A 22087-nucleotide genomic window follows, 5' to 3' on the forward strand; every position below is an offset into this window, starting at 1 on the left:
ATCAGCGCCCCTCTCGGGATGCGATCGCGGCGAACCGTCCGGCGACGGCGTCAAACGCCTGTTTGCGCTGGGGTTCTCCACCGTTGCCGTCGGTGCAGACGAGTCCGAATCCCGCTTTGTCGAGGTCATGGGCGGGATCAGTGCGACGTGGGTAGTCCGGCATGGCGTAGGTGAAGACGAAGCAGCCGTGGACGTCTTCGGCGTCGTAGAGGTCGATGAGCTCAGTCAGATACGTGGCCTGCACGGACTCGTCGCGCGCGACGTCACCACGGATCCTCGGCGGATCGGAGAACCAGTCGACGACCTGGAAGGAGCCCGCGCCCCTGTCATCTGCTCCGGCGAAGGCTCCGCATCCGAACTCGGTGATGAGCAGAGGCGGTTCGTGGTCTGTCGCGAGCCTACGCACCTGCTCGCGGTAGCCGGCACGGTTGCCTGCCGACCGGTAGAGGCTCACCCCGACGAAGTCGAACAGCGTCCAGTCGACGTCCTCCCATGCGGCGGCGGCGTAGCCGAGCGGGCCATCGAAGTTCTCACGGGCGACGGCTGCTGCCCGGGCGAGCAGTGCTTCGAGGCGTCGGCGGACTCGACGTCGCAGCAGGCGTCGGAGCCGCAGCACCACCTGGAGGCGGATGAACGAACGGGGGCCCGGGACGACGCCGGCAACCGTGTGGGAGAACTCGCTCCCCACCAGGAGCGTGATCGAGTCCGGGTGCTGACCCCGGATCGTCCCGGCCCGTCGGGCCACGTCGGCGAGCCGGTGCAGCATCGCGTCTGGGCGCAGGTCCGTGGCGTCGGGTCGCAGGTAGACCTCCAGACCGAGTCCCACGGCGATCTGCGCGCACGAGACCAGGCGGTCGATGTCGGCGCCGACCAGCATGACGGCGTTGCAGTGGAGCCCTTCGACGATCGCCGTGAGATCGCGGCGGGCATCGTCGACTTGGGCGCTGTCGACGAGATAGGAGACCCCACGCACCCTGAGCATCACACCACCTCCACAGAGGGTCGTCCGTAGGTCAGACGACGCACCAAGGACTCGAACGGTCCGCGGTGCCCTCGGCGGTCCAGCTGGTCGGCGAGGACCACGGTGCTCAGCCACACCACGATGGCGAGGGGAGCGGTCGAAGCGATGTTGAGGGCATCGGACAGGTCGAGCAGGAACGGGGTGAAGACCACGGCCCACACCAGCGACTGCACGAGATAGCACGTCATCGATCGTTGACCAGTGGCTGCAAGAGCGCGGACCACGGGGCCGCGGCGAGCGGAGATCCCGTCGGCGACGAGGGCGAGGAGCGCTGCGTACCCGAACCCGCCCAGGACACCGGTCGCGGTGTGCATCGCACCGGCCATCGCGAGGTCGGCCCCCTCGGGAACAGCCGTGACACCCGCGACCGCCAGGGCGACCGGCTGCGCACCGACGATCGCGAGCCCGATGCCTGCGACCGCGACCAGCCTCAGCAGGCGCCGGCGCGCCGCCGGCTGTTCGAGCAGCCGAGGTCGACCGGCGCACACACCCACGAGGAAGGGGCAGACGAAGCCGATGGGCCCCGCCAAGGCGACCGTCATCACGTCCCCGGCACGGGCGATCAGCATCGACGGCACGTCAGTCGGCAGGAACGACCCTCCGGGTCCCTCGGTGCTGAACCCGCCCGGGAGCGACACCACGGCGAAGAACGCGGTGGCGATCGCGAGCAGCCAGGCGTCCCGCCAGAACACCGCCCACGCTCCGACGAGCAGCAGCACCCCGTACGCCGCCAAGATGTCTCCCGAGAAGAACAAGAAGCCGTCGAGCACCCCGACGGCTACCAGCACGCCGCTGCGACGCCACAGCAGTCGACGAGTCGCAGGGCGGCCCGAGGCGGCGTTCCGCCGCACGATGTGCGCCACCCCGTAGCCGAACAGCAGCGCGAACATCGGGTACGACCGGCCGTCGACCACGGTGGCGACCAACCACGCCACCGCTCGATCCACCGCGGACCCACCCAGCGGAAAGCCCCCCAGGTAGGCGCCACCACGCAGGAAGTAGTGCGCGTTCCCGAGGGCGATGAACAGCAGCATCACACCGCGGGCGAGATCAGGCCCCAAGGCTCTCTCGACCAGCGTGGTCGGGCGGACAGCGCTCATCAGCCGCGCTCGGCCAGACGGTCGCAAGCGATCACTCCTCCCCGACTGCGGCCAACTCCTCCTCGACCCGAGCCTGGCATCGTTTGTCTGATCGGTCAATCAAAAGATCGAGAGGTTCGGGACGGGGCGACTGTCAGCGGTCGGCTCATCGACCACATCGACGCCCCCACCATGCGGACCAGCTCGGCGGTCGCCGCCGTAGGGATCGGGGTCGTCGTGATCGCCCCGACCTCGCCGTGGCCGCCGCCGGACTGCTGCTCTGGGGCTCGGCGCCCAGGGAGCGCCGTTCTCCGGCCGCCCGGCGGCCGCATCTCGTCTGCTCAGTGGCGGTTGTTCATGAGCCAGCCGTCCGGACGTCCCTGTCACCGCCATGGCATGTCGACCTGTCCGGAGGTCACCCCGGATAGCCGTCGTGTTCATGCCAACCCGATCCAGGACCATGTGACGGCTTGACCCGGGTGTCTGTCTGCGCTGCCTCGGTGGTGGGGCTCAGGGCTAGGTGGTGGGGCTCAGGGGATGTGGCGGCGGACGGCGTCGGCGAAGACGCGGGGATCGTCCACGGCCAGGTGCACCCGGACGACGGTGACCGGGCCCTGGGGCAGCTGGAGGGTGACGGGGCGCTCGAGGGCGATCTCGATGTCGGTACGTCCCTCGACCACGTGGTGCAGGGTCTGCTGCTCGGGTGCGCCGCTGAGGCAGAAGGTGGGCGCGTCGGGGACCCGGCGCCGGCGTGGTGTCACCGAGCGGATCACCTCCCAGGGTAGGTCGAGGTCGACCTCGCCGCCGTTGCGGAGCCGGATGCCTGCAGGGCCGACCGCGTGCGGTCGGGTGACGTAGCCCAGCAGCATGCCCAGCATGAACAGCACTCCCCAGATCCCGAGGACCAGCAGGGGGAACCGGATCCAGGGCCAGTCGTGGGTGATCAGGTCGACCGCGACCACCTCGACCACGCTCACGCACAGGAACGCCACCAGCGTCCCCCGGAACGATGCGTCGTAGCGGATCCCGGTGGCGCCGGGCGGCACCGAGGGCCGCCGGGCCAGGACTCGGGCGATGCTGGCCCAGCCGGCAGCCTCCATCCCGGTGGCGCGCTTGAGCAGGTACCGGCCACGGGGGCCGGGGCTGGGAACCGGCCGCACCCCGGTCGTCGTCGTGGTGCTCACGGCTGCTCCGCCGCGATCAGGGCTGTCACCCGTTCCACGACCTCGGCCAGCTGGTTCCCGAGCTGGTCGCGCTCCTCGGGGTCGAGGTGGCCGAACAGCTGCCCGGCCAGCTGCACGTGGGAGTCAGCCATGGCGTGGAGCAGGTCGACGGCCTTCGGGGTCAGCTCGACCAGCACCGCACGGCGGTCGGTGGGGTGGTCCCGGCGCAGCACGTGACCGGCGGCGACGAGCTCGTCGACCAGGGTGGTGATGTGGCGCGGGCTGTGCCCGAGCGCGGCGGCCAGGTCGCGTTGCTTGGCCGGGCCGCCGTGGTGCAGGGTCCACAGGAGGTGGGCTCGTGGGGTGGTCAGGCCGTGTCGGCTGAGGACGCCGGTCATGTCGGTGGCGAGGGCGTCGGTGAGCGCCAGCAGTGTGTCGAGCAGCTGCTCGTTTCTCACGGGGCGGTCCTTCCTGCGGCGGTAGGTGGGCTAGACGACGAGGGCGACGGCAGCCGAAGCGGTGGCGGCGAGGGTGAAGCCGACCGCCAGGGGGATGCTGCGACGAGCCACCCCGGACAGGAAGCGGTCGGTGATGCGCTGCATCCCGGCCCGCACCCGGGCACCGCGACGGGCCCCCAGCAGGAGGAGCGCCGCCACAGGCAGGGCGTAGAGGACGGTGTAACCACACAGCGCCAGCACCCCCACATGGGTGTCGAGGTCGGCCGCCACCAGGCGCTCGACGGCCAGGAACAGCGGGAAGGCGTTGGGCAGGTCCGCCACGGTGGCCGCCACCCCGATCGGCGCGGCCGTGAGCGGGCTGAACCACCCCGGCAGCAGGAACGGCTTGCGCGGTCGGTCCCGCAGCCGCTTGTAGGCCAGGAAGAGCAGCCACAGCGCCAGCAGCGCGAAGGTGCCCCGGCGTAGCCACCGCGCCATGTCCGACACCACCGCCTCAGCCGCCGAGGCACCGGTGTACAGGGCGACGGCCAGACCGAGGAAGGCCAGCACGGCACCCACCGCGTACGCGACACCGGCCCGTACCGGATCCCGCGCACTCAGCAGCACCACCATGACGATGAACAGCGTCGAGGTGTTGAGCGAGTCCAGCAACGCCAGACCCGCGAGCGCGATCACCAGTTCGCTGCGCACGTCACACCCACCTCCCAGCCCACCGGCTTATTGTGAGCATACAACACTATATAGCAGGATCACTATCTGCACCGGGTCCGGCTGCCATGGCTCGGGAAGGGGTCACTCCTTCTCCGACACCACCTGGCTGTCGCACCCGTCCTGAAGGCCGGTCGTCGTGTGCACGACCCCCGTCTCAGGACGTCGAGCTCTCGTCACACGCCCGGCTCGGAAACGATCGTCGGTGAGGCGGTGTGGGAACCGTGCTTCGATCCAGCTGCGAACGGCTGCTGTCGCCTCGGCAGCCTCCACAACACTGAGTGGGCAGCCGCGCAGCTGCGTGATCGCCATCCGACCCCGTACCGGGGACAGGTGTCCATCGAGACGATGACTGTTCGCCCAGCTGAGCCAACCGCCTGTCACGCAAGCAGGTCCTGCGCCGCACGAGGGAACTCCTCGGTCACCCAGGTGAGGAGCCGGGAGTGCCAGTGCCTCAGCCGGTGCTGGGCCGGCTCGGGAAGACCGGGATCGGACTGCCAGGACAGCCACTCGTCGCTGCGCAGCCAACCGAGGCACCCGACGGCCCGGTAGGCGAACAGCAGGTCGGGTGCAACGGGTCTGCCGTAGCCGGTGAAGAAGGCCGACGGCAAGCCGTCAAGCCCGTGGAGATGGGCATGCTCATCAAGGGCGGACAGCTCGTCGAGCGGGTAGCGGACGGCTGGGTAGTCCCAGTCGATCAGCGACACCGAGTGGTCGTCGACGATGATGTTGAGCAGATTGGTGTCGCCGTGGGTGACCGCGGGTCGCTCGGCACGGATGCGGTGGCTGTTCGCGTCGACGAAGGCGGTGACGCGGTCGAGGAGGGCTTCTGCCTGCTCGAGGTGGTCCGCTGCCCAGGATCGGCTGGCCTCGATGCGGGTCAGAAGCTGTTCGACCGGGTCGAGTGGCCGCAGATCCACTCCGTCGAGGGTGATCGCTCCTTGGAGCGGAGCTGGGAACTCGGCGGCGTGGACGGCGGCGAACGCCTGACCGGTGCGGGCCCACATGCTCTCGGTGGCGACGCCCTGTTCGACCGACGAGGCGAGGGTGGCACCTGGCACGTACTCCCACAGGGCATGGCCGGTGTCATCAGCAGCGTGCAGAACAGGTACCGGTACGCCGTTGTGACGGAGGAAGTCGACACGGGTCCTGGGTGATGGCGACAGGACCTTGCTCTGTCGCAGGAGCACCGTCGATCCGTCCTGCAGCGTCACCCTCCAAAGCTGGTTGTCCAGCCCCTCGCCGTCATCGTCGACCGCATCGAGGGCGACCGCCTCCGGCAGACCCGCCTCGGTGAGGAGCATCGTGAGCTCCTTCGGGTGCCTGTGACCAGGGTTCACCTCGTCAACCTAGCGACAGCCTCCGGCCCTCGTTGCAACGATGGCCGACAGGTCCAGCCGCAGCCGTTCCCCTCCCCGCCCGCGTGTCGGCTCCCGCGACCACCAACCGTCCCTCGAACCACATCAGGTCCCTGGCGCCATCGGGCACGACGAGGTGCTCAGGATCCGTCCGCAACCCGCCAACGTTCGCGCCGCTCTGCAGCGAGTCGGAGAATGGAGGAGGCGGGGGCTCCGGTGATGTCGGACGACACCATCTGGATCGCATCCGAGAGCGGCGCCGTCGTCGGGTTGGACGGATCGAGCCTGACTGACAGCGGATGTCCGCCGCGATCGGCGCGGCGACCCGCCTGCTAGAAGTTGATCGGGGTGTAGTCCTGCACCGGGTTCACCCGCTTGATCCGGCCGTCGGTCAGCCGCTCCGACACCTTGAAGGCCAGCTCCAGCGACTGGTTGCGGTTGAGCCGCGGGTCGCAGGCGGTCTCGTAGCGGGTGCCGAGGTCGGCCTCGGCCAGCAGCTCGGCACCACCGACGCACTCGGTGACGTCGTCGCCGGTCAGCTCGACGTGCAGCCCGCCCGGCCAGGTGCCGAGCCGGTCGTGGACGTCGAAGAAGCCGTCCACCTCCTCGACCACGTCGGAGAAGGCACGGGTCTTGTAGCCGCCGGCCGCCTCGAAGGTGTTGCCGTGCATCGGGTCGCAGATCCAGGTGACGGTGCGACCAGACGCCTGCACGGCCTCGATCACCGGCGGCAGCCCCTCGCGGATCTTCCGCGCACCGAAGCGGGTGATGAAGGTCAGCCGGCCCGGCTCGCGGTCCGGGTCGAGGGCGTCGGCCAGCGCCAGCGCGTCCTCCCCGGTGGTGGTCGGCCCGAGCTTCACCCCGATCGGGTTGCGGACGTGGCGCAGCAGCTCGACGTGGGCCCCATCCAGCTGCCGGGTGCGCTCGCCGATCCACAGCATGTGGCCCGACACGTCGTAGGGCCGGTCGGTGCGGGAGTCGATCCGGGTCAGTGCCTGCTCGTACTCCAGCAGCAGCGCCTCGTGGGAGGCGTAGAAGTCGACGGTGCCGAAGACGTCGTCGTCGATGCCGCAGGCGACCATGAACGCCAGCGCCCGCTCGATCTCGGCCACCAGGTGCTCGTAGCGCTCGTTCACCCCGGCCGTGCGGACGAAGTCGGCGTTCCAGCTGTGCGCGCTGCGCAGGTGGGCGAACCCGCCGCCGAGCAGCGCCCGGGACAGGTTGAGCGTGGCCGCGGAGGCGTTGTAGACGTCCAGCAGCCGGCGCGGGTCGGGGGTGCGGGCCTCGGGGGTGAAGTCGAAGCCGTTGACGGCGTCGCCGCGGAAGGCCGGCAGGGTGACGTCCCCGCGGGTCTCGGTGTCCTTGGAGCGCGGCTTGGCGTACTGCCCGGCGATCCGGCCGATCTTCACCACCGGCACCTGGGCGGCGTAGGTCATCACCACCGCCATGCTCAGCAGGGTGCGCAGCTTGCCCTGGATGTTGGCGGCGGTGACGCCGTCGAAGGTCTCGGCGCAGTCCCCGCCCTGCAGCACGAAGGCCTCCCCGGCCGCCACCGAGGCCAGGTGCCCACGCAGGTCGTCGCACTCACCGGCGAAGACCAGCGGCGGACGCAGCCGCAGCTCCTCCACCACCGACTTGACCGCTGCCGGGTCCGGGTACGTCGGCTGCTGCGCCGGGTTCAGCGCGTGCAGCTCCTCAAGCGACGGGATGCGATCGGACACGCAGCACAACATACGACCGAACCCCAGCCCGGCCCACCCGCGGCCACGGGATGGACCCGTGCCGCCACGCTCAGTCCCGGGCGGAGATGCCGCGCTCGATGGCGTACAGCGCCAGCTCGACCCGGTTGTGCAGCTGCAGCTTGCGCAGCACGTTCTGCACGTGGTTCTGCACCGTGCGGTGCGAGACGTAGAGCGTGTCGGCGATCTCGCGGTAGGCCATCCCCTTGGCCACCAGCCGCAGCACCTCCACCTCGCGGGCGGTCAGCGCCGGGCCCTGGTCGTCGTGCTCCTCCGCCCGGCTGACCATCCGGCGGAACTCCCCCAGCACCAGCCCGGCGAGCCCCGGGGTGAACACCGCATCGCCCTCGGCGGTGCGCCGGACGCCGTCCAGCAGCTCCTCCGGCGAGGCCGACTTCACCAGGTAGCCGCGGGCCCCGGCCTTGACCGCGCGCAGGACGTCCTCACGCTCCCCGCTGGCCGAGATCACCAGCACCCGGGTCTCGGGCAGCACCCGCAGCAGCTCCTCGGTGCAGGAGGCGCCGTCCGGACCGGGGATCTGCAGGTCCATCACCACCACGTCGGGCCGGGTGGCCCGGGCCCGCCGCAGCACCTCCGCCCCGTTCGCGGCGGTCGCGACCACCTCGAACCCGGCCTCCTCCAGGTCGCTGCCCAGCGCCTCCAGCCACATCGGGTGGTCGTCGACCAGCATCACCCGGGTCACCGTCGCACCTCCTCGGGGATCCGCAGCTCCCACTCCACCCCGCGGCCGGGCGCGGTCCGCAGGATCGCCGTGCCACCCAGGTCGCGCAGCCGGCCCAGGATCGAGTGCCGGACGCCGAACCGGCCGCGTTCGGCGGCGTCCTCGAAGGCATCACGCTCACCGCCCACACCGTTGTCGCGGATGCTGACCACCAGCTCGTCGCCGTCGCGCTCCAGCAGCACCCAGGCCCGGGCGCTGGGGCCGGCGTGGCGGCGGACGTTGGTCAGCACCTCCGAGACCGCCTGGTCCACCTCGGCCGCGCGCTCGGCGTCCACCACCACCTGCCCGCCGGGGGTGGAGATCGTCACGGTCGGCGAGGAGTGCCGGTCCAGCATCGCGGCGAGGTCGGTGTGGGTGGTGTCGATCTGTCCGCCGGGCGGGCGGTCGCTGTCGAGCAGCAGCCGGCGCAGCGCGATCTCCTGCTCCTGGGCCGCGGCGGCCAGCCGCTCCCCGCGCACCCCGAAGGCCGGGGCCTGCCGCTCGACCAGGGCCAGCACCTGCAGCACGCCGTCGTGCACCACCCGCGCCAGCCGTTCCCGCTCCTGGACGGCCGCCGCCTCGGCGATCACGGTGTCCCGCTCGCGGACCGAGCGGCGCAGCGTGGTGACCAGGAAGCCGACCGCCCCGGTGAGCAGCACGAACCCGATCTCGCCGTCCCAGGTGGTGACGTCGGTGTTGGCCGTGGCGACCACGTCGACCGCGGCCGTCAGCAGTGCCGCCAGCGTGCCCCACACCCAGCTGACCCACAGCGTCAGCGCCATCGCCGCGCTGGCCAGCCAGAGCGCCACCACCGACAGGTGGGTGCCGGCGTGCGCGGGGCCGAGCACCGCCGGCCCGGACAGCACGAGGACCAGGGTGAGCCCGAGGTCGGTGGCGAACACCCAGGGACGCCGCCGGGCCGGGACGGCGTAGCACCACAGCGCCAGCACGGTCCACACCACGACGACCATCATCACGATGCCCAGCAGCAGCGGGTGGGCCGCGCTCGGCAGCCGGGCGGCGTCCACCACCACGACGTAGAGCACCGCCGCCAGCCGGACCGCGGCGTAGCCCCGGAACACCTCGCGGACCTCGACGACCTCAGCGGCCATGGGGGCCCTGCCCGCCGCGGGTGACGTACTCGTCGACGTACTCCTGGCCGGTCAGCTCCATCACCGCGTACATCACCTCGTCGGTGATCGAGCGGAGCACGAACCGGTCGTCGTCCATCCCCTGGTAGCGGCTGAAGTCCAGCGGGGCGCCGAAGCGGATCACCGGCGAGACCACCCGGCTGAGCACCCGCCCGGGTGGGGCGATGACGTCGGTGTTGACCAGGCCGACCGGGACCACCGGCACCCGGGCCCTCAGCGCCAGCCGGGCCACACCGGTGCGGCCCCGGTAGAGCCGGCCGTCCGGGGAGCGGGTGCCCTCGGGAAAGATGCCGAACAGCTCGCCGCGGCGCAGCACCTTCAGCCCGGCCAGCAGCGCGGTCTGGGAGGCCGCTCCACCGGACCGGTCGATCGGCACCTGGCCGGTGCCGGCGAAGAACCGCCGCTGCGCCCAGCCCTTGACGCCGCCGCCGGTGAAGTAGTCCGACTTGGCCACGAAGGTGATCCGCCGGTCGATCGCCATCGGCAGGAACACCCAGTCGGAGAAGGACAGGTGGTTGGCGGCCAGGATCGCCGGCCCGTGCCGTGGCACGTGGTGCTCACCCTCCACCACCGGGCGGAAGACCCGGGTGACGACCGGGCCGAGCAGGACGTGACGCAGCAGCGCGTACAGCCCCCGCCCGGTGGCCCGGGAGGGCTGGTCCTCCTCCGACCCGCCGGGGTCGGGAGGCGGCTCAGCCACCGGAGGGCTCCGGCAGCTCGGGCCGCGGGGTGCCGGCGCCGGGACGGGGCAGCACCTTGGCGTCCAGCTCGGCCGCGCTCAGCGAGCCGTTCTTGGCCGAGCTGGCGTAGACGTCGACGTAGGTCTGGCCGGTGAGCTCCTGGATGGCGGCCATCATCTCGTCGGTGACCCAGCGCAGCACCTCCCGGCTCGGGGGGGTGGAGCGCAGCTCGGAGAAGTCGAGCGGGGCGCCGATGCGCACCCCGGGACGGTGCATCATCGGGATGCCGAACGGGCCGCGGTGCATCTGCGAGCCCACCACCCCGATCGGCAGCACGACGGCGTCGCCGCTGAGCACCAGCCGGGCCGCGCCGGTCTTGCCCTTGTAGAGCCGGCCGTCCGGGGAGCGGGTGCCCTCGGGGTAGATGCCCAGCACCAGCCCGGTCTCGGCCAGGTGGTCCTGGACGGCGCGCAGGCTGTCCACGCTGGCCCGGCCGCCGGAGCGGTCCATCGGCTGGATCCCGACGAAGCGGAGGAACCAGGCCACCACCCGCGCGACCGGGCCCTTGCCCTTGGTCTCGAAGATCTCCGACTTCGCCGGGAAGGTCATCTGCCGGGGCAGCATCACCGGGGTGACGATGGTGTCGCCCCAGGAGACGTGGTTGCTGACCGCGATCACCGGGCCCGACGCCGGCAGGTGCTCCACCCCCTCCATCCAGGGTCGCCACAGCAACCGGGCGACCGGACGGAAGAGCAGGGACCTGAACAGGGTGTAGCTGAGCACGAGACCTCCCGGTCGGCGATCCTAGTGGTCGGCGGCCGGGCGAGGGCGGGCCGCGGCGACGACTACCATCGCGGTGTGCGTCCGAGCAGGCAGCGCCGGCTCCCCCGAGCCACCCCGGCGGTGGTCGAGCCCCACCCCGTCCGTCCCGAGGCCGCGCCGTTCCACGCCGACGGCGACCGGGTCGGGGTGCTGCTGTGCCACGGCTTCACCGGCTCGCCGGCCTCGATGCGCCCCTTCGCCGAGCACCTGGCCCGGGCGGGACGCACGGTGGCGCTGCCCCGGCTGCCCGGTCACGGCACCCACTGGCGCGACCTGGCCGAGACCACCTGGACCGACTGGTACGCCGCGGTGGAGCAGGAGTTCAACGTGCTGCGCCGCTCCTGCGCCCAGGTGTTCCTGGTCGGGCTGAGCATGGGCGGTGCGCTCGCGCTGCGGGTCGCGGCCCGCTACGGCGCCGACGTCAGCGGGCTGGTGCTGGTCAACCCGGCGGTGAACAGCACCGACCGGCGGCTGGCCGCGCTGCCGCTGCTGCGCCGGGTGACCAGCACCGTCGGCGCGATCGGCAACGACATCAGCAAACCCGGGGTGGACGAGTGCGGCTACCCCCGGACGCCGCTGCGGGCGCTGGGCTCGGTGCTGGAGCTGTGGGCCGACGTGCGCGGTCAGCTGGGCCGGGTCCACCAGCCGCTGCTGCTGCTCCGCTCCCGCACCGACCGGGTGGTCGACCCGAGCTCGGCCCGGATCATCCTCGCCGGCGTCGCCTCCAGCGACGTCGAGGAGGTGGTGCTCGAGCACAGCTACCACGTCGCCACCCTCGACCACGACGCCCCGCTGGTGTTCGCCCGCACGGAGGAGTTCATCGCCGCACACCGGCGTCCGGAGCGGCAGGAGGCGGTGTGATGCCCGAGCGCGACCAGCGCGAGCCGGCCGACTTCGACCGCGTCTTCGCCGAGATGACCGCCGGCTGGACGGTCGAGGTGCCGGACGCCCCCGAGCCCGAGACCCCACCCGAGCCGGAGCCGTCCCTCCCCCGGCGGGACCCGTCGGCCTGGGCCGAGGACCACCCGCTGTTCCGCCACGAGGAGGCCGAACCGGAGCCGGACGAGGAGGAGGACGAGGGCCACTTCGAGAAGCCGCCGCTCACCCCGGTGCCCTGGGGCTCGCTGTCGCTGCCGGCCCTGGTCGGTGCGGCGCTGATGACCTTCACCGTGGTGGTGCTGCTGCTGGTGCTGCTCGGGCTGCGCTTCCCGACCCCGGTGGGCTACGCCGCGGTGGCCGCCTTCGTGCTCGGCTTCGGGCTGCTGATGACCCGGTTGCACCGCGGTCACGACGACCGCGGCAGCGGCGCCCAGCTGTAGCGGTCAGGACCACCCGGGCGACAGCGCACCGTCTGTGCCCACGAGGCGATGACCTGTGCGCCGGGCGGCTGCGAGGCTGAGCCGGTGCTGACGATCCGCAGGTATCGCGCTGCAGACGCCCCCACGGTCTGGGCCCTCAACGACATCCCGCACCGGGGCGACACCGAGGACCCCTCGGTGCCGCTGCGCCTCCAGCCGCTGTTCTGCCCTCCACCCGCCTTCCCCGACCTCGCCGACATCCATGCCACCTTCATCGCCGCTGGTGGGGACTTCCTCGTCGCCGAGCTGGCCGGGGACCTCGTCGGGATGGCCGGGTTCCGGGCCAACGAGCGTGGCCAGGCTCAGGTGCTGCGGGTGAGGGTGCACCCGGCCGTGAGGCGACAGCGCGTCGGAGCCCGACTGATGGGAGCGGTGGAACGACGGGCGCTCGAGCTCGGGTTCACCGAGGCGTTCCTCGACACGTCCACCCACCAGCCGGCAGCCATGGCCTTCTACCAAGCGCTCGGCTACCGGGAGGTGGGTCGCGAGACCCGTCCGGAGTGGAGCTGGACCCTCGCCTACCTCACCAAGCAGCTCGGCTCGACTCGAGCAACCACGCGGTAGGACCTGCTCGCACCCCCACCAGGCCCCGTTCACTCCCCCAGCGTCGAGGCGCGGGCGACCAGCCGGGTCGGCAGCCGGAGCAGGCCCCGGTGCGGCCGCCCGTCGATGGCGTCGATGAGCAGCTGCGCGGCCCTCCGGCCGAGCTCGGTCAGCTCGAGGTCGACGGTGGTCAGCGGCGGCCGGCTCGCCTCGGCCATCACCGGCCAGTTGTCGAAGCCGGTCACGGCCACCTCGCCGGGCACCGACCGTCCGAGCTCGCGCAGCCGGTCGCAGACCCCGCGGGCGATCTGGTCGCTGCCGCAGACGACGGCGTCGAGGTCGGGCACCCGGCGCAGCGCCAGGTCCAGACCCTGCCGCCCCCACCGCTCGCTCCACTCACCGAACCAGGGCTCCGCGGCCAGCGACGACCCGGCCGCCTCCACCACACCGGCGGCGCGGTCGCCGGCGCTGCGGTGGCGCTGCGGCCCGGTCAGGTGGACGACCCGTCGCCGGCCCAGGCCGAGCAGGTGCTGCACCGCCTGCACCGCGCCGTCGCGGTCGTCGACCACCACCGACATGTCCTCGGGGTCGGTGGAGGGGTTGAAGGCGTAGACCACCGGGACGCCCACCTGCACCGGCTCGCGCGGCTCGGTCCGGCGTCCGGTGACGATCAGCCCGTCCACCCGCCGGGCGGCCAGCGTGCGCAGGTAGTGCCGCTCGCGCAGCGGGTCGTCGCGGGTGTCGCAGAGCAGCAGCATCAGCTCACCGGCGCTCAGGGCGTCCTCTGCCCCGGTCATCACCGGGATGCTGAAGCGCCCTGAGCTGTCGGTGGTGATCAGCCCGACGGCGTAGCTGCGTCCCGAGGAGAGCGATCGACCCCGCGAGTCCGGGGTGAACCCGAGCTGGCGGGCCGCCTCGCGGACCCGGTCCCGGGTCTCCGCGCGCAGCGACCCGGTGCCGTTCAGCGCCTTCGACGCGGTGCCGGGCGAGACCCCGGCGAGTGCGGCGACGTCGGTGATCCGCGGAGCGCGCGCCCCGGTGGCTGAGGTGGGAATGACGGGGCCTCCTCCCGGCACGGACCGTTCCCGGCGTTCCGGGGTGCTTCATGCTACACGGGCCCTCCCGTCGGCTCGCAGCCCGTCCGCGACGTCAGATACGCCCGTCCGAGGGGTTGACGCCGACCCGGGCGCCTTCCTAGCCTGACCAAGGAAAACGTGTTCCGACGTTTCCTCCACTCACGAAGGATGCAGATGAGCAGCGACGCTCCCCCGGTGGTCCGCACCGGCCAGAGCCCCGCCCGCCCCACCGACGCGGCGACCGTCACCTCCCACCCCCTCGGCCTGGACCGGGCCCGGATCACCGGCGGCTTCTGGGCCGACCGGCAGCGCGCCGGGGCCGAGGCCGTCCGGGTGGGGCACGAGCAGCTGGAGCGGGCCGGCAACCTGCACAACCTCCGCCTGGCCGCCGGCCGCCCCGGCAGCGGGGACGACGGCGGCGAGGCGATCGGCCCCGTGTTCGCCGACTCCGACGTCTACAAGTGGTTGGAGGCGGTGGCCTGGGAGTACGCCCGCGATCCCGCCGAGGACCTGCTGGAGCGCCAGCGCGAGGTCACCGCCCTGGTGGCGGCGGCCCAGCAGCCGGACGGCTACCTCAACTCGGTCGTCCAGCTGCGCAGCGGCGAGGCCGGGCGCTACGCCGACCTGCCCTGGAGCCACGAGCACTACTGCGCCGGGCACCTCATCCAGGCCGCGGTCGCCCAGGTCCGCTGCACCGGCGACCGGGAGCTGCTGGAGGTGGCGGTGCGGCTGGCCGACCACCTGGTCGAGACGTTCGGTGAGGACCGCCGCCACGACGTCGACGGCCACCCGGTGATCGAGATGGCCCTGGTCGAGCTCTACCGCGAGACCGGCACCCAGGCCTACCTCGAGCTGGCCCGGTACTTCGTCGACGCCCGCGGGCACGGGCTGATGGCCTCCTACGGCAAGGAGCCGACCTACTTCTCCGACCGGGTGCCGGTGCGCGAGGCCACCACGGTGGAGGGCCACGCCGTCCGCGCCGTCTACCTGACCGCCGGCGCCACCGACCTCGCCACCGAGACCGGCGACACCGCCCTGCTGTCCACGCTGGACGCGCAGTTCGCGACCATGTGGGCCACCAAGACCTACCTCACCGGAGGGCTCGGCTCGCGCTGGGACTGGGAGGCCTTCGGCGAGCCCTACGAGCTGCCGCCGGACCGGGCCTACGCCGAGACCTGCGCCGCCATCGGCGGGATCCAGTGGGCCTGGCGGATGCTGCTGGCCACCGGTGAGGCCCGCTACGGCGACGCCGTCGAGCGGATGCTGTTCAACGGCTTCCTGGCCGGGGTGTCGCTGCGCGGCACCGAGTACTTCTACGTCAACCCGCTGCAGCTGCGCGGCGGCTCCCGTCCCGACGAGAACCGCAGCCCCGCGCACGGGCGGCGCGGCTGGTTCGCCTGCGCCTGCTGCCCGCCGAACGTGATGCGGACGATGTCGGGGCTGGCCGGCCTGCTGGCCAGCACCGCCCCCGGCGTGCTGAGCGTCCACCAGTACGCCACCGCCACCCTGGACGGCGACGAGCTCGGGCTGGAGCTCACCACCGACTACCCCTGGTCGGGCCAGGTCCGGCTGGAGGTGACCCGGTCGACCGGGCGCAGCACGCTTCGGCTCCGCGTCCCCGCCTGGGCCGAGGGCGCCACCGTCACCGTCGACGGCACCGAGGCCGGGCCGGCGACGCCGGGCGGCTACGTCGAGCTGGAGCGGGACTGGCAGACCGGGCAGGTGGTCCTGCTCGACCTGCCGCTGACGGTGCGCACGGTCACCGCCCACCCGCGGGTGGACGCCGTCCGCGGCTGCGTCGCCCTCGAGCGCGGGCCGCTGGTCTACGCCTTCGAGCAGGCCGACCAGGAGCCCGGCGTCGAGCTGGACGACATCACCCTCGTCCCCGGCCCCGACGCCCGGGTCGAGCACCAGCCCGGGCTGCTGGAGGGCGTCACCACCCTCACCCTGCGGGGACGCCCCGCCCGGGCCCCGGAGGAGTACCGGCCCTGGCCGTGGCCGGTCGACGGCGGCGCGCCGGTGCCCGGCGACGAGGTCGACCTGGTGGCCATCCCCTACTACGCCTGGGCCAACCGCGAGATCGACGCCATGCGGGTGTGGGTGCCGCTGGGCGCGCCCGGCGGGACGCCGTCGTGAGCCAGCGGCTCTCCCGCCGCCGGCTGCTGGGGGCGGGTGCGGGCGCCGGGGCCGCCGGGCTGCTCGGGCTGACCGGCTGCAGCTCGGTGCTGCCCGCACCCGACACCAGCGCCCCCGGCTTCGGCGAGAACGCCACCGGGACCGTCCGGGTGTGGTGCCGGGCCGCCACGCAGGAGGGCCTGACCGCCCTGGTCGAGGGGTTCAACGCCAGCCAGGACCGGCTCACGGTGGAGCTGACCCCGGTGCTGGACGGCCAGTACGTCACCAAGCTGGCCACCGCCATCCGCGGTCGCCAGGTGCCCGACGTGGTCGACATCGACGACATCAACTCGATGCTGTTCATCTACCGCGACGCCTTCGTCGACCTCACCGACCTCATCGCCGCACTGCCCTTCGCCGAGGCGCTCAGCCCCGGCCACCTGGCGCTGGCGACCCGGGAGGGACGCACCTACGGCGTGCCCTACCTGGCCGACAACTCCCTGCTGTGGTTCAACCTCGACCTGTGCGAGGCCGCCGGCGTCGACCCCGACACCGCCGTCTCCGGCTTCGACCAGCTGCTCGAGGCCGCCCGGGCGCTGCGCGCGCTCGGCCCCGACACCTGGGCCTGGAGCTTCCCCGGCAACAGCTCCGGGGCGCTGGGCTTCGTCGTCCAGCCGATGGTGTGGGCCGCCGACCGCGACTTCATCGCCGGCGAGGTGGGCGCCCAGCGCGGTGACATCGCCGACAATCCCGCGGTGCGGGCGATGCTCGAGCTGTACCGCACGATCTGGACCGAGGAGCTGGCGCCGTCAGCCTGCTTCTCCGACGACGCCAGCCGCTGGGGCAGCGACTTCCGCGGCGGCACGGTGGGCATGTTCCCCTCCAACTACTCCGTCTGCGTCACCTCCGCGGAGGACCCGGCCTTTCCCGAGCGGATCACCTCCCGGCTGCTGCCCGGCCCGGACGGCGGCGGCGCCTTCTTCGACGGCGGCGACAACATGTGCATCCCGCGTGGGGCGGCCAACCCGTCCGGTGCCTGGGAGTTCATCCGCTACGCGCTGGACCTGCCCCAGCAGTTCGACCTGCCGGCCGGTGGCTACACCCCGGTGCGCTCCGACGTCGCCGACGACCGCTTCCGCGAGACCTACCCGCTGGCCACCGTCCCGCTGGACAACCTCGACGCGGGCTACGCCCCCACCACGCTCGCCTACAACCTGATCTACAACCAGCCCGACGGGCCCTGGCTGAAGATGTTCCGCCGTGCCGTCTTCGACGGCGACCTCGAGGGGGCGCTGGCCGAGGGCCAGCAGGGCTGGGACGCCATCCTCAGCCAGGCCCAGGTGTGAGAGAGGACCCCCGATGAGCAGTGCCGGAGCCAGCGCCGTCTCCGCCGCCACCGCCGAGCCCGCCGTCCGGCGCGGCCGGCGCGCGGTGCGCGAGGCGGACTCCCTCACCCACCCGCCGCGGACGGGTCTGGTGCTCGTCGCCCCCGCGGTCGCCTTCGTCACCGTGTTCGTGCTGGTGCCGCTCGCCTTCGCCCTGGTCATCTCGTTCACCAGCTGGCCGCTGATCGGTGAGGTGCGCTGGATCGGCGCGGAGAACTACGTCCGCCTCCTCAGCGACGCCGGCTACGGCCGGGCCATCGGCTACACCCTGCTCTACACCGCCCTGGTCACCGGCCCGATCCTGGTGCTGGGCTACCTGATGGCGGTGCTGGTGCGCAGCCGCCGCCGCGGCACCACCCTGCTGCGCACGGTGCTCTTCCTGCCCTACGTGGTCGGGCTGTCCACCCTCAGCTTCATGGTGGTGCTGGAGGCCCAGCCGGGCAGCGGTGCGATCAACCTCGTGCTCGGGGCGCTCGGGATCACCGACGGGCAGACGGCCTGGCTGGTCGACGGCACCCTGGCGACCGTGCTGATCAGCGTGCTGGTGGTCTGGGCCGTGCCCGGGCTGACCATGATGCTGCTGATGTCGGGGATGCAGTCGATCCCCTCGGAGGTCTACGAGTCGGCCGCCCTCGACGGGGCGGGCTGGTGGTCGCAGGAGCTGCTGATCACCGTGCCGATGCTGCGCCGCACCATCGCGATGAGCCTGATCATCTCGGTGATCGGCTCGTTCCTCGCCTTCACCCAGTTCTACGTGCTGACCAAGGGCGGGCCGGGCAGCGAGACCACCACCGTCGTCCACTACATCTACAACCGCGCCTTCGTCCAGCTGCAGCTCGGCTCGGCGACCGCCCTGTCCATCGTCCTGGTGGTGGTGGTCGGACTGGTCACCGCCGCCCAGTTCTGGCTGCTGCGCGAGAGGGACTGACATGACCGCACTGACCGCACCGCTGTCGACCGCCTCCTCCGAGAGCGCGGTGAAGCGGACCCTCTACCTGGTGGGCGGCCTGCTCGCGCTGGTGGTCTTCCTCACCCCGCTGCTGTGGTCGGTCTTCCGCTCCGTGCAGCCCAACGCCGCCATCATCGGCGAGCAGGCGGGGAGCTTCTGGCAGCTCACCGGGGAGAACTTCGCCGGCCTGGTCTCAGCCGACCTGGTGCGCGCCGTCGGCAACAGCCTGGTGGTCTCGCTCGCCAGCGCCGTGCTGACCGCGGTGGTGGCGACGATGGCCGGCTACGGGTTCGCCCGGTTCCGCTTCCGCGGGGTGCTGGTGCTCTTCGGGCTCGTGGTGGTGACGATGATGGTGCCGTTCCAGGCGATCCTCACCCCGCTGTACCTGCAGCTGAACGCGATGCGGCTGACCGACAGCCTGCTCGGGCTGGTGCTCTTCTACACCACGGTCAACCTGCCCTTCGGCGTGTTCGTCATGCGCAACGCCTTCGCCTCGGTGCCCCGGGAGCTGGAGGACTCCGCCCACGTCGACGGCGCGGGCACCGTCAGGATCATCGTCTCGGTGCTGCGGCCGCTGATCGTGCCCGGGGCCGCGACCGCGGCGCTGTACGCCTTCCTGGCCTCCTGGACGGAGTTCCTGGGTGCGCTCACCTTCCTCACCCGCCAGGAGCTCTACACCCTGCCGGTGGCGCTGGTGAACGTGCAGCAGGGCGCCTACGGAGAGGTCAACTTCGGCTTCCTGGTGGCCGGCGCGGTGGTGGCGATGATCCCCTGCGTGGTGCTCTACATCGCGCTGCAGCGGTTCTACGTCTCCGGTCTGGCCACCGGCGCCGTCAAGGGCTGAGCCGGCACCGCGCGCCCTCGCGCGGGTCAACCCGTCCTTGAGGGTCTGGGCCGCCGGTGCAGACGTGCGGCGCGAACCGTACTACCGTCCCGCCCGACAGGTGCCCGCGACACGGTGGACGGGCACGCGCTCGGGGGATGTCGTCGCGGTCCGCCCGGACCGGCACCGTGGTCGCTGTCGTCTCGCACCGCCGCGCCCGTCCCGAAAGGCCTGTCGTGCTCTTCCCCCGTCGCACCCTGTCCGTCCGTCTGATGCCCGCGCTGGCGAGCCTGGTCACCGCCGCCGCGCTCTGCGTCGCGGTGCTGCCCGCCACCCCCGCCGTCGCCGAACCGGAGGCGGCCGAGGTCGAGATCACCGAGCTGGCCCTGGAGGTGACCGAGCCGGACGCCAGCGCCTCGCCCGAGCCCAGCGCCTCCCCCGACGCCAGCGCCTCGCCCGAGCCCAGCGCCTCCCCCGACGCCAGCGCCTCTCCCGACGCCGGTGCCTCCCCCGACGCCGGTGCCTCCCCCGACGCCAGCGCCTCCCCCGAGGCCAGCGCGTCGCCGGAGCCCAGCCCCACCGCCAGCGCCCAGGCCCGGTCGCGGCAGGCCCGCGAGCGGTCCGTGGAGGTGGACGAGGACACCGTGGTCGCCGAGCTCACCGACGAGAGCACCCCGTCCTTCTCCACCCTCGGGGTCACCTGGGACGGCTCGGACGTCGAGGGCGAGCCCGAGGTCGAGTTCCGCACCCGCAGCGACGGCAGCTGGTCCAGCTGGCAGACCGCGCCGCTCTCCGACGCCGTCTCGGGGCAGGAGCGCACGGGCACCGACCCCGTCTACGTCGGGGAGTCCGACGGCGTCCAGGTGCGGGTCAGCGGTGCCGAGGTCGAGGACCCGGAGGTGGCCCTGATCGACCCCGGCAGCTTCGAGGCCCCGTCCGTCCTCGCCCGCCAGGCCGCTCCGGGCACCGCCCGCGCCGCCGGCAGCGCCGTCCCGCGTCCGGCCTACATCAGCCGGGCCGGCTGGGGCGCGAACGAGAGCTGGCGCTGCGGCGCGAACCGGGTGAACTCCACCATCCAGGCCGCGATCGTGCACCACACCGCGGGCTCGAACTCCTACACCCGGGCGCAGTCGGCAGGCGTCGTGCGCGGCATCTACGCCTACCACACGCGGACGCTGGGCTGGTGCGACATCGGCTACAACTTCCTCATCGACAAGTACGGCCAGGTCTTCGAGGGCCGGGCCGGCGGCGTCGACCGTCCGATCATGGGCGCCCACGCCACCTCCTGGAACACCGACACCGTCGGCATCTCCTTCATGGGCAACTACGAGACCGCCGCCGCGCCGGCCGTGATGCTGGAGGCGGGCGCGCAGGTACTGGCCTGGAAGCTCTCCCTGCACGGCCGCGACCCCCAGGGCAAGGTCACCCTGGTCGGCAAGTACATCAACCGGATCGCCGGGCACGGCGACGTGATGTCGACCGCCTGCCCGGGCCGCTACGTCCGCTCCAAGATGGGCTGGCTGCGCAACCGGGTCGAGGACATCATCGACGGGCCGGTCGAGCACGAGCCCACCCCGACGCCGACCCCCACGCCCGCACCGACCACCCCGATCGGTGAGCGCTGGCAGGCGATGGGCGGCCCGGACGGCGTGCTGGGCTGGCCGGTCGCCCCCGAGCAGGCCATCGCCGGCGGCACCTGGCGGGAGTTCCGCAACCACGACCTCTTCGCCTCTCCCCGCACCGGTGTGCACTGGACCAGCGGCAGCATCCGCACCCGCTACCGGGCGCTGGGCACCGCGCACTCGGCGCTCGGGTTCCCGACCACCGACGAGCGCGCCTGGCCGACCTCGGCCACCCGCTCCAACACCTTCGAGCACGGTGCGATCGTGTGGAGCAAGCCCCGTGGGTCGCACGAGATCCGTGGCGCCTTCTGGAACAGCTACCGCGCGGACAGCACGATGCGCCAGCTGCTGGGGGCGCCGCGCGCGGCGGAACGTCGGCACCCGCAGCTCGGCGTCGCGGTGCAGGACTTCGAGACCGGGATCGCCTTCTGGGACGGCAGGACGACCGCTCTCGGCGGCGGCTTCGCCAACCACTACCGCCGGCTGTCCGCCGCCCAGCAGGCCGAGCGCGGCATCCCCCTGGGCCCGGAGCAGACCAGCCGCACCAAGCGGGTGCCCACCCAGCGGCTGAGCAAGGCCACCCTGTTCTGGGTGGACGGCCGCACCCGCGAGGTCTACGGCGCCATCAACACCAAGTACCGCCAGCTGGGGGCCGAGGCCTCGGTGCTCGGGCTGCCGCTGTCGACGGAGCAGGCCGGTCCGAACGGGTCGCGGATGAGCGAGTTCGAGGACGGCGCGATCGTGTGGACCAAGCAGCACGGCGCCCGGGTGGTCCGCGGCGGGTTCTGGGACGCCTACCGCACCGACAGCCGGCTGCGGGCCTCCCTCGGTGCGCCCACCACCGACGAGGCACCGCACCGCCGCCTGGGCATCCCGGTGCAGGACTTCGAGAAGGGCCGCACCTTCTGGACCGGGCGCACCACCGCCATCACCGGCGGCTTCGCCAACCACTACCGCCGACTCGACCAGGAGGCCCAGTACGGCCGCGGTGTACCCACCGGACCGGAGCAGACCAGCCGCACGAAGCGCGTCCCGGTCCAGCGGCTGACCAAGTCCACCTTCTACTGGGTGGACGGGCGCACCCGCGAGGTCTACGGCCGGATCAACGACACCTACCGCGAGCTGGGCGCCGAGGCGTCCCGGCTGGGGCTGCCGCTGTCGACGGAGAAGGCCGGACCGAACGGCTCGCGGGTCAGCGCCTTCGAGCACGGCGCCATCACCTGGGCCCAGGGCCGGGCGACCGTCCGCTACTACTGAGGCGCGGCCCCGCCGTCGGAGGGCTCGTCGGCGAGGTCGCGCAGGGCAGCCCGCCACCG

The 22087-nt window shown here is 72.5% G+C and carries 20 protein-coding genes; 8 read left to right on the plus strand and 12 right to left on the minus strand.

Going from position 1 to position 22087, the window contains the following annotated elements:
• Position 1: 1 nt before the first annotated feature.
• From DVA66_RS01465 to DVA66_RS01520, 11 genes are all read right to left on the minus strand, one after another.
• On the minus strand, positions 2 to 982 hold the full coding sequence (locus DVA66_RS01465; RefSeq protein WP_114558437.1) for a hypothetical protein: 981 nt from the start codon (positions 980 to 982) through the stop codon (positions 2 to 4).
• Positions 982 to 2055, minus strand: a complete 1074-nt coding sequence (locus DVA66_RS01470; RefSeq protein ID WP_198671386.1) for a DUF418 domain-containing protein — start codon at positions 2053 to 2055, stop codon at positions 982 to 984. The genes DVA66_RS01465 and DVA66_RS01470 overlap by 1 nt, the downstream gene beginning before the upstream one ends.
• Before the next feature lie 575 nt (positions 2056 to 2630).
• The gene (locus DVA66_RS01475; protein WP_114558439.1) at positions 2631 to 3284 is read right to left on the minus strand and encodes a hypothetical protein; all 654 of its coding nucleotides are present in this window, start codon (positions 3282 to 3284) and stop codon (positions 2631 to 2633) included.
• Positions 3281 to 3721, minus strand: a complete 441-nt coding sequence (locus DVA66_RS01480; protein WP_114558440.1) for a MarR family winged helix-turn-helix transcriptional regulator — start codon at positions 3719 to 3721, stop codon at positions 3281 to 3283. Before DVA66_RS01480 ends, DVA66_RS01475 begins: the two co-directional genes overlap by 4 nt.
• 30 nt (positions 3722 to 3751) lie before the next feature.
• Positions 3752 to 4411, minus strand: a complete 660-nt coding sequence (locus DVA66_RS01485; RefSeq protein ID WP_157973766.1) for a GAP family protein — start codon at positions 4409 to 4411, stop codon at positions 3752 to 3754.
• A 398-nt stretch (positions 4412 to 4809) separates the two neighbouring features.
• A complete protein-coding gene (locus tag DVA66_RS01490; RefSeq protein WP_114558442.1) occupies positions 4810 to 5733 on the minus strand; it encodes a phosphotransferase family protein in 924 nt (307 codons plus the stop codon).
• A gap of 386 nt (positions 5734 to 6119) precedes the next feature.
• Positions 6120 to 7520, minus strand: a complete 1401-nt coding sequence (locus DVA66_RS01500; protein WP_114558443.1) for a class II 3-deoxy-7-phosphoheptulonate synthase — start codon at positions 7518 to 7520, stop codon at positions 6120 to 6122.
• Between the two features lie 58 nt (positions 7521 to 7578).
• Positions 7579 to 8229, minus strand: a complete 651-nt coding sequence (locus DVA66_RS01505; RefSeq protein WP_232821676.1) for a response regulator transcription factor — start codon at positions 8227 to 8229, stop codon at positions 7579 to 7581.
• Positions 8226 to 9359 (minus strand): MacS family sensor histidine kinase, encoded by a 1134-nt coding sequence (gene macS, locus DVA66_RS01510; protein ID WP_114558444.1) that lies wholly within the window; start codon positions 9357 to 9359, stop codon positions 8226 to 8228. Before macS ends, DVA66_RS01505 begins: the two co-directional genes overlap by 4 nt.
• Positions 9349 to 10098, minus strand: coding sequence for a lysophospholipid acyltransferase family protein (locus DVA66_RS01515; RefSeq protein ID WP_114558445.1), 750 nt, complete (start codon positions 10096 to 10098; stop codon positions 9349 to 9351). The genes macS and DVA66_RS01515 overlap by 11 nt, the downstream gene beginning before the upstream one ends.
• Positions 10091 to 10861 carry a lysophospholipid acyltransferase family protein gene (locus tag DVA66_RS01520; protein ID WP_232821677.1) on the minus strand — a complete coding sequence of 257 codons (771 nt, stop codon included), beginning with the start codon at positions 10859 to 10861 and terminating at the stop codon, positions 10091 to 10093. Before DVA66_RS01520 ends, DVA66_RS01515 begins: the two co-directional genes overlap by 8 nt.
• A gap of 75 nt (positions 10862 to 10936) precedes the next feature.
• Between DVA66_RS01520 and DVA66_RS01525 the strand changes: the two genes are divergently transcribed.
• From DVA66_RS01525 to DVA66_RS01535, 3 genes are all read left to right on the plus strand, one after another.
• Positions 10937 to 11761, plus strand: a complete 825-nt coding sequence (locus DVA66_RS01525) for an alpha/beta hydrolase (RefSeq protein WP_232821678.1) — start codon at positions 10937 to 10939, stop codon at positions 11759 to 11761.
• Complete coding sequence (locus tag DVA66_RS01530) at positions 11761 to 12219, plus strand: hypothetical protein (RefSeq protein WP_157973767.1); 459 nt, start codon at positions 11761 to 11763, stop codon at positions 12217 to 12219. Before DVA66_RS01525 ends, DVA66_RS01530 begins: the two co-directional genes overlap by 1 nt.
• 84 nt (positions 12220 to 12303) lie before the next feature.
• Entirely contained in the window at positions 12304 to 12822 is a 519-nt protein-coding gene (locus DVA66_RS01535; protein ID WP_232821679.1) for a GNAT family N-acetyltransferase, read from the plus strand.
• Positions 12823 to 12851: 29 nt separating this feature from the next.
• Here the strand turns inward: DVA66_RS01535 and DVA66_RS01540 are convergent, their stop codons facing one another.
• Entirely contained in the window at positions 12852 to 13877 is a 1026-nt protein-coding gene (locus tag DVA66_RS01540; protein WP_232821680.1) for a LacI family DNA-binding transcriptional regulator, read from the minus strand.
• Positions 13878 to 14051: 174 nt separating this feature from the next.
• Here DVA66_RS01540 and DVA66_RS01545 point away from each other — a divergent pair, with 174 nt between their 5' ends.
• The 5 genes from DVA66_RS01545 to DVA66_RS01565 all read left to right on the plus strand — a co-directional run bounded on the left by DVA66_RS01545 (position 14052) and on the right by DVA66_RS01565 (position 22028).
• The gene (locus tag DVA66_RS01545; protein WP_114558449.1) at positions 14052 to 16013 is read left to right on the plus strand and encodes a glycoside hydrolase family 127 protein; all 1962 of its coding nucleotides are present in this window, start codon (positions 14052 to 14054) and stop codon (positions 16011 to 16013) included.
• Positions 16010 to 17338 carry an extracellular solute-binding protein gene (locus tag DVA66_RS01550; RefSeq protein WP_114558457.1) on the plus strand — a complete coding sequence of 443 codons (1329 nt, stop codon included), beginning with the start codon at positions 16010 to 16012 and terminating at the stop codon, positions 17336 to 17338. The genes DVA66_RS01545 and DVA66_RS01550 overlap by 4 nt, the downstream gene beginning before the upstream one ends.
• 13 nt (positions 17339 to 17351) lie before the next feature.
• The gene (locus DVA66_RS01555; RefSeq protein WP_114558450.1) at positions 17352 to 18305 is read left to right on the plus strand and encodes a carbohydrate ABC transporter permease; all 954 of its coding nucleotides are present in this window, start codon (positions 17352 to 17354) and stop codon (positions 18303 to 18305) included.
• A 1-nt stretch (position 18306) separates the two neighbouring features.
• Positions 18307 to 19170 carry a carbohydrate ABC transporter permease gene (locus DVA66_RS01560; RefSeq protein ID WP_114558451.1) on the plus strand — a complete coding sequence of 288 codons (864 nt, stop codon included), beginning with the start codon at positions 18307 to 18309 and terminating at the stop codon, positions 19168 to 19170.
• Between the two features lie 215 nt (positions 19171 to 19385).
• Positions 19386 to 22028 (plus strand): N-acetylmuramoyl-L-alanine amidase, encoded by a 2643-nt coding sequence (locus DVA66_RS01565; protein ID WP_114558452.1) that lies wholly within the window; start codon positions 19386 to 19388, stop codon positions 22026 to 22028.
• Positions 22029 to 22087: the final 59 nt, after the last annotated feature.

The sequence above is a fragment of the Desertihabitans aurantiacus genome (genome assembly GCF_003344635.1).
In the GTDB taxonomy this organism is placed as follows: Bacteria; Actinomycetota; Actinomycetes; order Propionibacteriales; family Propionibacteriaceae; genus Desertihabitans; species Desertihabitans aurantiacus.

Coding starts and splice junctions, on each gene's coding strand:
- DVA66_RS01465 (WP_114558437.1), bottom strand. CDS start 982: ATGCTCAGGGTGCGTGGGGTCTCCTATCTCGTCGACAGCGCCCAAGTC.
- DVA66_RS01470 (WP_198671386.1), bottom strand. CDS start 2,055: ATGCTGCTGTTCATCGCCCTCGGGAACGCGCACTACTTCCTGCGTGGT.
- DVA66_RS01490 (WP_114558442.1), bottom strand. CDS start 5,733: ATGCTCCTCACCGAGGCGGGTCTGCCGGAGGCGGTCGCCCTCGATGCG.
- DVA66_RS01500 (WP_114558443.1), bottom strand. CDS start 7,520: ATGTTGTGCTGCGTGTCCGATCGCATCCCGTCGCTTGAGGAGCTGCAC.
- macS (WP_114558444.1), bottom strand. CDS start 9,359: ATGGCCGCTGAGGTCGTCGAGGTCCGCGAGGTGTTCCGGGGCTACGCC.
- DVA66_RS01530 (WP_157973767.1), top strand. CDS start 11,761: ATGCCCGAGCGCGACCAGCGCGAGCCGGCCGACTTCGACCGCGTCTTC.
- DVA66_RS01545 (WP_114558449.1), top strand. CDS start 14,052: ATGAGCAGCGACGCTCCCCCGGTGGTCCGCACCGGCCAGAGCCCCGCC.
- DVA66_RS01555 (WP_114558450.1), top strand. CDS start 17,352: ATGAGCAGTGCCGGAGCCAGCGCCGTCTCCGCCGCCACCGCCGAGCCC.
- DVA66_RS01560 (WP_114558451.1), top strand. CDS start 18,307: ATGACCGCACTGACCGCACCGCTGTCGACCGCCTCCTCCGAGAGCGCG.